The following is a 12,230-nucleotide window of genomic DNA, read 5'->3' on the forward strand; positions in this document are numbered from 1 at the left end:
GCGAGGCGGTGGTGCTGGCGAAGGAAAATGGCACCGGTACGCAGTTGGTGGCGTACCTCGTCGCCGATCAGGATCAGCCTGCCGTGGCCGATCTCAAGGCGCTGCTGGCGCAGGATCTACCGGCCTTCATGGTGCCGGCGCAGTGGCTGTTCCTCGATCAATTACCGCTGACCCCGAACGGCAAGCTCGACCGCAAGGCCCTGCCACAGCCGGATAGCACTCAGGCGCAGACCGCGCATGTCGCACCGGTCACCGAACGGGAGCGGCAACTGGCGGCGATCTGGGCCGACGTGCTGAAAGTCGAGAAGGTCGGCATGAGCGACGACTTCTTCGACCTTGGTGGCCATTCGTTGCTGGCGGTTCAGGTGCTGGCGCGTATCCGCGATCAGTTGCAGTGCGAAATCGCCCTGCGCGAGCTGTTCGAGAAGAGCACCCTGGCCGATCTTTGCGAGGTGGTTGAACAGAAACAGGGCCAGGCGGGCAGCGCCCAGGACGAACTGACTAAATCCCTGGAGGCACTCAAACGTCTTAGTGCAGAGGAAATCGATAACTTGATCGCTTAGCAGGAGACCCAACGTGCAAGAGCTGCTCGACTCTGTGAAATCGCTGTCTGCCCGGGAACGCAAAGCGTTGGCGGTGCTGCTCAAGCGGCAAGGGGTGAATTTGTATGGCGTCACCCCGATTTTCAAACGGGAGGTCGAAGCCAGCTCGGCACTTTCCTACGCTCAACAGCGTCAGTGGTTTCTCTGGCAACTGGAGCCGCACAGCGCCGCCTACAACATTCCGGTGGCGCTGCGACTCAAGGGGCACCTGGATATCCAGGCGCTGGAAGCCGCGTTCGGCGCCCTGATTGCCCGCCATGAAACCCTGCGCACCTGCTTCCGGCAGGACTGCGACACCGCGGTGCAGATCGTGCATCCAGCGTCGCCTTTCCTGTTGGCGGTGGAGCCGCTGGCCGCCACCGACCTGGAGGCACGGGTCACCGAGGAACTGCGCCGACCTTTCGATCTCGAACAAGGCCCATTGCTGCGGGTCAGGTTGCTGCGCCTCGGCGAGGAGGAGCATGTCCTGACCCTGGTGCAGCACCATATCGTGTCCGATGGCTGGTCGATGCCGATCATGGTCGATGAGCTGGTGCGCCTGTATGCCGGTCACAGCCGCGGCGAACCCGTGCACTTGCCGGGGTTGCCGATCCAGTACGCCGACTACGCGATCTGGCAACGCAACTGGATGGAAGCCGGCGAGCAGGAGCGCCAGTTGGGCTACTGGACCGCGCAACTGGGCGGCGAGCAGCCGGTGCTGGAGTTGCCGACGGACCGGCCGCGGCCGCTGGTACAGCGCCATGCCGGTGCGCGCTTCGATATCGAGCTGGCGCCTGATCTGGCGCAGGCCTTGAAGGAGGTGGCGCGGCAACACGGGGTGACGCTGTTCATGCTGTTGCTGGCGTCGTTCCAGACCTTGCTGCATCGCTACAGCGGCCAGGCGGACGTGCGTGTGGGCGTGCCCACTGCCAACCGCAATCGTGCGGAAACCGAAGGGCTGCTCGGCCTCTTCGTCAACACCCAGGTGCTCAAGGCCGAGTTCGCTTTCGACACCACCTTCAATCAGTTGCTGCAACAGGTGAAGCACACCGCCGTGCAGGCCCAGGCTCATCAAGACCTGCCGTTCGAGCAACTGGTGCAGGCGTTGCAGCCGGAGCGCGACCTGGGCCGCAGCCCGCTGTTCCAGGTGATGTTCAACCACCAGACGCGCAATTCCGGACAGGGTCGCACCTTGCCGGGGTTGAGCGTCGAGAAGCTGGCGTCGTCGTCGCAGACCGCGCAGTTCGACCTGACCCTGGAGACGCTGGAGCACGAGAACGGTGTCGGCGCGGCGATCACTTATGCCACCGCGCTGTTCGACGCCGCGACCATCGAACGCTTCGCCCGCCACTGGCGCAATCTGCTGCAAGGCATCTGCGTCGATGCCGGTCAGCGGGTCGCGGCCTTGCCGCTGCTGGATGCCGCCGAGCGTCAGCAGATTCTCGTCGAGTGGAACCGCAGCGAGGCCGAGTATCCCCGTGAGCAGTGCCTGCCGGCGCTGTTCGAAGCCCAGGTGCTGGCGACGCCGGACGCTACCGCGCTGGTGCTCGGTGACGCATCGCTGACGTATGCACAACTGAACACCCGCGCCAATCAACTGGCCCACAAGCTGCGCGAACTGGGCGTGGGCCCGGACGTGCTGGTGGGCGTGGCGCTGGAGCGTTCGCTGGAGATGGTGGTCGGCCTGCTGGCGATCCTCAAGGCGGGCGGCGCCTATGTGCCGCTGGACCCGGATTTCCCGCGGGATCGCCTGGCCTACATGATGGAAGACAGCGGCCTGAAACTGCTGCTGACCCAGTCCGCGCTGCTGGCGCAACTGCCGGTCCCGGCCGGCATCGCCAACCTGTGCCTGGACCAGGACGGCGACTGGCTGGATGGCTACGGCCAGGACAACCTGCCGGTGCTCGCTGGCCCGGACAATCTGGCCTACGCGATCTACACCTCCGGCTCCACCGGTCTGCCCAAAGGCGTGACCATCCAGCATCAGGCGTTGGTCAACTTCCTGTGCAGCATGGCCGGGCAACCGGGTATGACGGGCGAAGATCGGGTCCTGCAACTGACCTCGCTGTCCTTCGATATCGCCGGTCTGGAACTCTACCTGCCGCTGATTCGCGGCGCCGCGGTGGTGCTGCTGAGCACGCACCAGAACAAGGACCCACAAGCGCTGCTGAACGTGATCGCCAGGCAGAACGTGACGGTGATCCAGGCCACGCCATCGAGCTGGCGGATGATCCTCGACGTGGCACCGACTGGCGCACTGGCCGGCAAGACCCTCCTTTGCGGCGGCGAAGCGCTGAGTGCGGAACTGGCCCAGCGCCTGATCGAGCAGGCCGGGCATGTATGGAACGTCTACGGTCCGACCGAAACCACCATCTGGTCGGCCCGCCATTACCTCACCGAAAGTGACGACGTGTGGTTGGGCAAACCACTGGCCAACACCACGCTGCATATCATCAGCGACGATATCGACGTGCTGCCGGTGGGTGCCCGTGGCGAGTTGCTGATCGGCGGCGACGGCCTGGCCCGGGGTTATCACCAGCGCCCATCGCTGACCGCGGAGCGCTTTATCCCTGATCCGTTCTCCAGCAATGGCGGCCGCCTGTACCGCACCGGCGACCTGGCGCGTTACCACGCCGATGGCGTGATCGAGTACGCCGGGCGTCTCGACCATCAAGTGAAGATTCGCGGTTTCCGTATCGAACTGGGCGAGATCGAGGCGCGGCTGCTGGAGCACCCGGCGGTGCACGAAGCGGTGGTGATCGATATCGACGTGGACGGCATCAAGCAACTGGCGGCCTGGCTGGTCGCCAGTGACAGCAGTGCCAGCACCGACGCGTTGCGCGCCGAACTCAAGGCCCATCTCAAGGCCAGCCTGCCGGACTACATGGTGCCGAGCCACCTGGTGTGGCTGGACAAGATGCCGCAGACCCCCAACGGCAAGCTGGACCGCAAGGCCCTGCCGAAACCCGATGCCAGTCAGGCCCAGGCCGTTTATGAAGCGCCGCGCACCGAGCGCGAGCGGCGTCTGGCGCAGATCTGGACTGATGTGCTGAAGGTCGAGCGGGTCGGCCTCAAGGACAACTTCTTTGCCCTGGGCGGGCATTCGTTGTTGGTGATCAGCGTCGTCGGCAGGATCCGCGAAGCGTTCTCCCTCAGCATCAGCCTGCATGATTTTCTTCTGCTGGAAACCTTCGAAGAACTGGCGGACTTCGTCAACGCGGGGGAGCGCCGGGTGAGCAAGCCGGTGATCAGCATGAACAGCGCTGGCAGCGACAAGGCCCCGCTGTTCTGCCTGCCGCCGGGCGGTGGCGGCACCTACGCCTACTACCCGCTGGCCGGGCATTTGAGCGGTCAGCGCAGCGTGCTGGGGGTGGTCAACAAGAGCCATGTGGTGCCGGGCTGGTTCGAAACCTCCTGGGACGGGATGGTGGCGTACTACGTCGAGCAGATCAGGCAAGCCCGGCCCAGCGGTCCTTATCACTTGCTGGGGTGGTCTCTGGGTGGTGCGCTGGCGATGGATGTGGCGCACGCGCTGGAGTCGGCGGGGGAGACGGTCGGCTTCCTCGGGCTGATCGATAGTTTCCTGCCGACGGAGGCGAGCGAAGCCGTTGCGCAGGTTGAAGCGCCGGTCGAGGCGAAGCCTGAAGGTCCGTGGGATGGCCTGGTGAAGAGCCTGTTGGCCTTTGCTCCAGGCATTGGCGAACAGACGGTGCTGGGCTTGATCGACGAAGCGACGGCGCGTTTTTCCGACTCGCCGGAGGCTGCCGACTGGGTGATTGACCGGGTCGCCGAACAGAGCGGCGCGGCCCCCGAGGCGCTGCGCGCCGTGCACCGGGATATCGCCGTACAGGCCGAGATTGCCGGTGGCTATCAACTGCTCGGCGTGAACATGGCCCTGGCCCGCTCATTCGCCTTGAAGCCGCTGAAGGTCGTGCCGCAGTGCTGGTGGGCAGGGGCGAGCAGGAATGCCGGGCAGGTCGAGGCCGACGAGGCTTTGTTGCGTGGCGGTTGTGCGGTGAGTGGACTGTGGTCCGAGACGCTGCAGGGGCAGAAGCATGATGACGTGATCTTGAGTCCGGCATTGCTGGAGAGCTTGATGCGGCGGTTGGAGGGGGTTGAGTGAGTGGTGTGAGGCACCAGCCGACAGTTTTTCGCTGCTCTCAAGATCGAGCGCCGCCCATGCGGCGCATCGCCGGCAAGCCGGCTCCCACAGGGGGCGCGGTGCTAGCCGTTTTTGTGGGCCACTGATTTGCTTTTGCTGTTGCTGTTGATGCACGCAAGTTCAGACGCCACAGATTGCGACGTCAGAAGGCCGCGTGGCCCCCGAAAGGCACCGGAGGGAGGGAACCCGGAGCGCAGCGTAGGGCCGGATGCAGGAGCCAGCGGTTTTCGTCTATTTTGCCAAGACAAAATGGACTCGCCGTAAAGGCGAAAGGGGCCGGCGGCCTCGCCGCATCGAACGGATAAGCTCAGAGCACCCAAGCCCAAAGCTCCCCTGTATTCCGTGAAGAACCAAAAAAGGCCAGTCGGTAACCCGACTGGCCTTTCCTTTGTCACGCGTCAGTCAGTAACCGATCAGAAATCTCCGCGCAGGGTCAGCATGTAGCTGCGCGGTGCGCCGAAGATATTCCCGCGGTCCAGTGCCGGGGCGGAGATGTAGTAGCGGCGGTCGAACAGGTTTTCGCCGTTGACCGCGACGCTCCAGTGCTCGTCCAGCTTGTAGGCGACGCGTGCGTCCCAGATGGCCCGGCCACCGTCTCCGAATTCCACGCCGTTGGTCTTGTTGCTGAAGCCCGACTGGGCGGAAACGCCAACACCCGCGGACACGCGGTTCCACTCGGCGGGCAGGGTGTACATCGTGCTCACGCGCGCGATGTGTTTGGGGGTATCGGTGGTCAGCGGCGATGCGGAGCTGCTGCTGGTCATGTTGTAGGTGTAGCCACCCATGACTTGCAGGCCCGGCAGGACTTCACCGCTGGCTTCAAGGTCGACGCCCTTGCTGCGCTGGGTGGTGACGTTGAAGTAGCAGGTACCGGCCGCGTCGTTGGACGGGCAGCGGCCGCGGTTGGCGACGTCTTCGCCGAGCACGTCTTCCTGCTTGATGTAGAACAGCGCCATCGACACGTTCAGTTGCTTGTCGAACAGTTCGCCCTTGATCCCGGTTTCATAGTTGGTACCGACGGCCGGATCCAGTGGCGAGCCACTCACGCTGCGGTAGTTGGCCTGGGGCTTGAAGATATCGGCGTAGCTGGCATACCAGGACCAGTTTTCGTTGATGTCATAGATCAGGCCGGCGAACGGGGTGAACTCACGGGTCTGTTTGTTCTCGTAGTCACCGGTACCGATCTTGTCGTTGTAGTCGTAGTTGTACCAGCTCAGACGGGTACCCAGGATCAGGCTCAACGGCTCGCTCAGGTGGATGCGGGTGTTGGCGAAGATGCCTTTGCGTTCTTCGGTGGATTCGTTGATTTGCGACCAGGCCGGGCGTGCCGGTTTGATCAACGCATTATGGTTCACGTCAAACACGTTGACCGGGGTGTTGACGATGCCAGCGGTGACCACACCGCGTTTGGTGCCGACGGTCTGCTTCGACCAACTGGCGCCCACCGTGACCTGGTGCGTCAGGCCGAAGGCATCGAAGTTGCCTTCCACGAAGCTGTCGACGCCATTGCCCTTCATGCTGACGTCGCGGAATTCCACGCCCCGCCAGGTGGCGCCGGCATTGGTGATCGGGTTGATGCCGATCGGTGAGCCCAAGGCCTGGGCATAAGGGACGACCGAGGCGAAATCACCTTCGGTATGGATCAGCGTGGTCTTGCTGGTCCAGTTGTCGTTGAAGCGGTGGGTGAGTTCGGCGAAGGCTTCGTCGGTTTCGCTGTCCTTGTAGGCCCAGTTCTGGCTGAGGGTGGTGGAGCGGGAGATGTCCAGCGAGTTGCCGTTGTTGTAGCGCGGCAGGTCGTAGATGGAGTAGCCGTTCATATTGCTTTTCTGACGACGCACGCTCAGCGCCACGGTGGTGTCTTCCGACAGGTCGCCTTCGACGATGCCGTAGAACAGCGGCGTCTGGGTTTCCTGGCCATCCAGGTAAGTGCCGCGGTCCTCGTAGGCGGCGACCACGCGACCGCGCAGGGTGCCTTCGTCGTTGAGGCGGCCGCTGCCGTCCAGGTCCATGCGGTAGTTGTCCCAGGAACCGGCACGGGTGGTGATGGAGAACTGCGGTTCCGAGGTCGGACGCTTGCGCACCAGGTTGATCGCACCGCCCGGGCTGCCAGCGCCGACCAGCAGGCCGGAGGCGCCGCGCAGGACTTCGACGCGGTCGTAGAAAGCCATGTCCAGCGGCATCCAGCCGGTCAGGTTGTAGGTCTGGCCGGGAATGCCGTCCATCATGAAGGCTTCTTCGCCCAGCACGAAGCCGCGGGACTGGTACTGGTGCGAGCCGAAGTTGCGCTGGGTGAACGACAGGCCCGGGGTCTTCGCGAGCACCTGGTCCAGGGTGTTGAGGTTTTTGTCGTCCATCAGTTTGCGGGTGATGATCGACACCGACTGCGGGGTTTCCCGCAGCGAGTGCGCGCCTTTGCCAATGGTCACGGCGCCGGTGGTGTAGGAACCGGTGTTCTCGGTGGTAGTGCCCAGGGCGTGGGAGTTGATCGAGGTCGGGGCCAGGTTGACCGACGCCGACGAATCACTGGCGGCCAGGGTCAGGGTGTCGCCCTGCACGCTGTAGGACAGCCCCGAGCCACCGAGCAGTTTGCCGGCGGCCTGTTGCGGGGTCAGGCGGCCATGCACCGCGCTGCCGGTCTTGCCACGCACGTCTTCAGGGCTGAACAGCACCTGCAGATTGGCTTGACGCCCCAACTCACTCAAGGCACCCGCCAATGGCTGTGCAGGGATGTTGAACTCCACTTCCTGAGCCTGTACCTGGGCGGCGATCGGCAGGGTGAGTGCCATGCCGATTGCGGCGAACGAAGGCTTGGCGCGCAAGGCACGGCTCAGCAGCAGGGCTTTGCTCAGTGGCGTAAGTCGAGGCGGTGTGTGCATGGAAGGAAAACTCGTTCTAATGGTTGTGTGTCGGGATGGGCGACGGCCGTCGCGGCAGCGGCTCGTTGGCAGGAAGTGCTCTGCAGGCAGGCCGAGGCCTTGGCACTTTTCTAGAGGTCGAGCGCGTTTCGTCGTTGAAGAGAACGAGTTGCACCTGCGCGGATTTAACGGAATTTTCACTTTCTCGCAGATCGCGAAAAATCGCGGCAAATCTGCGCGTTTACGGAGATTCGCCGTTTTTATGGCGCTTTTTTACTGGCGCGCGGAAGCGCCCGTGTGCGGGCGCCAACAGGTCTGGAAGCGGGGGGAGGGCGGTGTCGCGCGGCTCAGAAATCGCCGCGCAGGGTGGCCATGTAGCTGCGTGGGTCGCCGAACAGATTGCCGCGGTCGAGGGCATTGGCCGAGTAGTAGTACTTGCGGTCCAGCAGGTTTTCCCCGCTCAGGCCGATGGTCCAGTGCTCGTCCAGTTTCCATGACACCCGCGCATCCCAGATCGCCCGCCCTGGTGAGCCGTAGTTCTGGCCCGGGCTGTTGTTCCAGGAGTAACCGGACTGGGCCGAGACGCCGGCACCCACGGTCAGCCGGTTCCAATCGCCGGGCAGGGTGTAGCGGGTGGTCAGCCGTGCCAGGTGTTTCGGGGTTTCGTTGGAGACCGCTCCGCCGGCACTGCTGCGGGTCGTGTTGAACGTGTAGCCCGCCAGCACCTGCAGCCCCGGCAGGACTTCACCGCTGACTTCGAAGTCGACGCCGCGGCTGCGTTGGGTGGTGCCATTGACGTAGCAGGTGCCCGTGGGGTCGTTGGTCAGGCACTTGTCGAGGCTGGTCGTGTCGAGGGCGGCCACGTCGTCCTGGTGGATATAGAACAGCGCCAGGGAGAGGTTCAGCCGCTTGTCCAGCAGTTCGCCCTTGATCCCGGTTTCATAGTTGGTGCCCACTGCCGGGTCGAGGGTCGAGCCGCTGGAGGTGCGGTAGACGCTTTGCGGCTGGTAGATGTCGGCGTAGCTGGCGTACCAGGACCACTGCTCGTCAATGTCGTAGATCAGGCCCGCGAAGGGCGTCAGCCGGTGGTCCTGGCGCGCGGTGAAATCGCCGCTGGCAAGCTTGTAGTTGAAGTCGTACTTGTACCAACTGAGCCGCGCGCCCAGCACCAGGGTCAGGGGTTCGGCGAGGTGCAGGCGGGCGTTGGTGTAGACACCGCTGCGCTGGTCAACCGACTGGTTGATCGAGGTCCAGGCGGGGCGCGCCGGCCTGGCGAAGGCCTGGTGATCGACGTCGAAGATATCCACAGGAACGTTCACGGCCACCGGTACGCGTTTTTCCAGCACGTCCTGTCTGGACCAGTTGGCGCCGAGGGTGATTTGCTGCGGCAGGTCGAACCACTCGAAGTGACCTTCCACATGGCTGTCCACGCCGGTGCTGTCGATGTCGGTGTGGCGGAATTCAACGCCCCTGAACGCGGTTCCGCTTTGCGTGACCGGGTCCACCGCACCGCGGGCATATGCCACTGCCAGGTTGAAGCTGCCCTTGGAGTGGATCACCGAGGTCGTGGCGCTCCAGTCGTCGTTGAAGCGATGGGTGAGTTCGGTGAAGGCCTCGGTGACCTCGGCTTCATGCTCGTTCCAGTCCTGAACCAGCGCGGTGGAGCGGGAGATGTCCAGGGAACTGCCGTCCTTGTAGCGCGGCAGTCCGTAGATCGAGTAGCCCTTGAATTGGCCGGACTGGTAGCGAAGGCTGCCGGTCAGGACGGTGTCGTCGTCCAGGTCGGCGTCAACGATGCCGTACAGCAGCGGCTGCGTGGATTTCTTCTCATCGATGTAGGAGCCCTTGTCCTCGTAGGCGGTGATGAAGCGCCCGCGCAGGGTGCCTTCTTCGTTGAGCTTGCCGCTGCCATCCAGGTCGAGCCGGTAGTCATCCCATGAGCCGGCGTGGGCCATGACCGTGAGCCGTGGTTCGGCGGTGGGGCGCTTGCGCACCAGGTTCACCGCGCCGCCCGGGTTGCCGGGGCCGATAAGCAGTCCCGAGGCGCCGCGTAGCACTTCCACCCGGTCATAGATGGCCATGTCAACCGGCAGCCAGGCGGTGATGTTGTAGGCCTGGCCGGAAATCCCGTCCATCAGGTAACTCTCGTCCCCCAGTACGAACCCGCGTGATTGGTAGAGGTGAGAGCCGAAATTACGCTGCCCGAAGGTCATTCCCGGTGTCTGCGCCAGCACTTGGTCGAGGCTGGTGAGGTGGCGGTCGTCCATCAGTTGGCGGGTCATGACGGTCACCGACTGAGGGGTTTCCCGCAGGGTCTGTGTCGATTTGCCAATGGTCACCGCGGAGGCGGCATATGACCCGGAGAATTCGCTGGTGGCATCCAGCGGCTCGGCGCTGATTGACGTGGGCGCCATGTCCAGCACCGCGGGGCTTGCGACCGTGCCCAAGGTCAGGGTGTCACCCTGCAGGCTGTAGTCGAGGTTGCTGTTTTTCAGCAGCAGGCGGGCGGCCTGTTCGGGTGAATAGCGACCGCGCACCGCCGGGCTGACGTCACCCTGGATCTGCTCCGGGTTGACCAGCACTTGTAGGTCACTTTGCCGGCCCCACTCCTGCAGGGCACTCCACAAGGGTTGCGCGGGAATGTTGAAGTCCTTTTCCGCAGCGCGAACCTGACTGTTCTGCGACAGGGCAAGGAGCGCAACGGCGGCTGTCAGGGCGGGTTTCCTTACCCGCAGGACAAGCTTCAGCAGTAACGCGGAAGAGGATGAAGAGGGTCGGGATGCCAAAGAAAATGATATCCATTTGTGTGGAGTATCACATTCTGGCATGTGATGGCACTTGCCTACCACCACCCCCTCCGGCAACCGGTCTGAAAGGCGCGTGCGGCAGGTTAGCAGCAGTTGTCAGGCTGGCATTGCCTGCTCTTGCACCTGCTCGACCCTGATCCGTCCGCCCTCCATCCGCACCAGTTGATCGGCAACCGGGAAATACCGGTCATCGTGGGAGATGACGATGATGGTTTTGCCCTGCTGTTTCAGTTCCGGCAGCAACTCGGTGTAGAACACTCGGCGGAAGGCCGGGTCCTGGTCGGCGGCCCATTCGTCGAACACCAGCAACTGGCGTTCGTCGAGCCAGGCGCTGATCAGCGCCAGGCGCTTGCGCTGGCCGGTGGACAGGTCGGTGGTGGTGAACGCGCCGTCGCGGATGCTGACTTTGTGGGCGATATCCAGGCGCTCCAGGTATTTCGCGGCATCGCCGGTCAGTGGTGCATCTCCCGGCAGCGGATCGTCGAACAGGTAGTAGTCGGCGAAGATAGTGGTGAACAACTGGCGGTAGTCGTCCAGTTCCTCCGGTTGCAGCACCTCGCCGTTGAGCAGGATTTCGCCCTGTTGCGGGGTGTACAGGCCGAGCAGCAGCTTGATCAGGGTGGTCTTGCCGCCGCCGTTCTCGCCGACGATGAACACGATGTCGCCCTGCTTGATGCTCAGGTTGATCGGGCCGAGGTGGAACGACTCGCCGCCTTCCACCGGCGGGTAGTCGTAGCGCACCTGGCGCAGTTCCAGGGTCTGCATGTTCGGCAGGGCAGAAGGACGGTCGCTGACTAGCAGATGAGGCTCCGGCGAGGAGAACTTCCACGACAGTTCCGCGATCCGGCCCAAGGCGATTTTGGCCCGGGAGATGATCGGCATGGCGGTGACCAGTCGCTCCAGCGGACCTTTCATGTAGAGCATCACCAGCACGAAACCGCCCAGCACGGTTTTTTCCGCTGCCGGCCACAGGGCCTGGAAGGCGACAGCCATACCGATGACCGCGAAGAACAGCATCGAACCGAAGGTTTCGGCACTGACGAAGATATTGGCCGCGCGGATGTTCGAGGTGCAGATGCGTTCGGTGGTAGCGAAGATCTTTTCATCCAGCATGTGCTGGCGGCGACGGCGCTGGATACGCAGTTCCTTGGCGCCGGCCGACAGTGCCTGGTAGTGCTTCTGCAACTCGTCTTCGCCGTCACGGGCCGCGACAATGCTGCGCATGCCGGCCTTGTGCGCCAGGTACTGCGCGCCGCTGCCGATCGCCACGGTGACCAGGGTCAGTAACAGGATCTGCCACGAGAGGAATGCCAGGTAACTCAGGCAGCCGAGGGTCACGGTAAAGGCGATCACCATCGGCGCCACCGACAGGGCGAAGTTGCTCAGGGTGGTGACGTCATTGAGCAGCACCGGAATCAGCCGGTGCGAGCGATAGCGCTCCAGTTGCTCGATCGGCGCCACCAGCACCTTGGCCGCCAGCTCGCGGCGCAGGTTGGCCACGACCCGCTGGCCGACCTTGTTGCTCAACAGGCTCGACAGGGTGGAGCAGGCGAGGGTGAGCACCAGCAGACCGGCAAACATCAGCGCTGAATTGACGTTCGGCCCGCCGTCCTGGGTCATGGCGTTGTTGAGGGTGGCCAGCAGACCGGTGACGCTCAGGCCGCTGACGATCCCCAGCACGGTGGAGAGCACCACCAGCCACCAGTACGGCTTGAGGATGCGCAGGGTTTCCCCGGTCAGGTTTTCGGTTTTGAGCGTCATGCGGTGGTCTCTCGGGTCGCTGAGGGTTTTTGCCGTCAGGGAGAGGACGAGGTGCAACAGGGGA

At 63.7% G+C, this 12,230-nt stretch carries 5 protein-coding genes; 2 read left to right on the forward strand and 3 right to left on the reverse strand.

The genetic code is table 11. The annotated features are described in order from the left end of the window. Positions 1–563, forward strand: a 563-nt coding sequence (locus CKW37_RS10725; protein ID WP_143501976.1) for a phosphopantetheine-binding protein, incomplete at its 5' end; no start/stop codon positions are given. Positions 564–576: 13 nt separating this feature from the next. Next, positions 577–4,704, forward strand: coding sequence for a non-ribosomal peptide synthetase (locus CKW37_RS10730; protein ID WP_095155664.1), 4,128 nt, complete (start codon positions 577–579; stop codon positions 4,702–4,704). 452 nt (positions 4,705–5,156) lie between these two features. On the opposite strand, the gene CKW37_RS10735 is transcribed toward CKW37_RS10730, so the two are convergent. The 3 genes from CKW37_RS10735 to CKW37_RS10745 all read right to left on the reverse strand — a co-directional run bounded on the left by CKW37_RS10735 (position 5,157) and on the right by CKW37_RS10745 (position 12,166). Beyond that, the gene (locus CKW37_RS10735) at positions 5,157–7,619 is read right to left on the reverse strand and encodes a TonB-dependent siderophore receptor (protein ID WP_095155665.1); all 2,463 of its coding nucleotides are present in this window, start codon (positions 7,617–7,619) and stop codon (positions 5,157–5,159) included. Positions 7,620–7,945: 326 nt separating this feature from the next. Further along, a complete protein-coding gene (locus CKW37_RS10740) occupies positions 7,946–10,426 on the reverse strand; it encodes a TonB-dependent siderophore receptor (RefSeq protein ID WP_095155666.1) in 2,481 nt (826 codons plus the stop codon). 75 nt (positions 10,427–10,501) lie between these two features. Next, positions 10,502–12,166: a cyclic peptide export ABC transporter gene (locus tag CKW37_RS10745; protein WP_095155667.1), complete on the reverse strand. Its 1,665-nt coding sequence runs from the start codon at positions 12,164–12,166 to the stop codon at positions 10,502–10,504. Positions 12,167–12,230: the final 64 nt, after the last annotated feature.

This window comes from Pseudomonas sp. Irchel 3E13, assembly GCF_900187455.1.
Classification (GTDB): domain Bacteria; phylum Pseudomonadota; class Gammaproteobacteria; order Pseudomonadales; family Pseudomonadaceae; genus Aquipseudomonas.

Bases quoted from the DNA above. Each gene is read 5' to 3' on its own strand.
- CKW37_RS10735 (WP_095155665.1), bottom strand. From the start codon at position 7,619: ATGCACACACCGCCTCGACTTACGCCACTGAGCAAAGCCCTGCTGCTG.
- CKW37_RS10740 (WP_095155666.1), bottom strand. From the start codon at position 10,426: ATGCCAGAATGTGATACTCCACACAAATGGATATCATTTTCTTTGGCA.
- CKW37_RS10745 (WP_095155667.1), bottom strand. From the start codon at position 12,166: ATGACGCTCAAAACCGAAAACCTGACCGGGGAAACCCTGCGCATCCTC.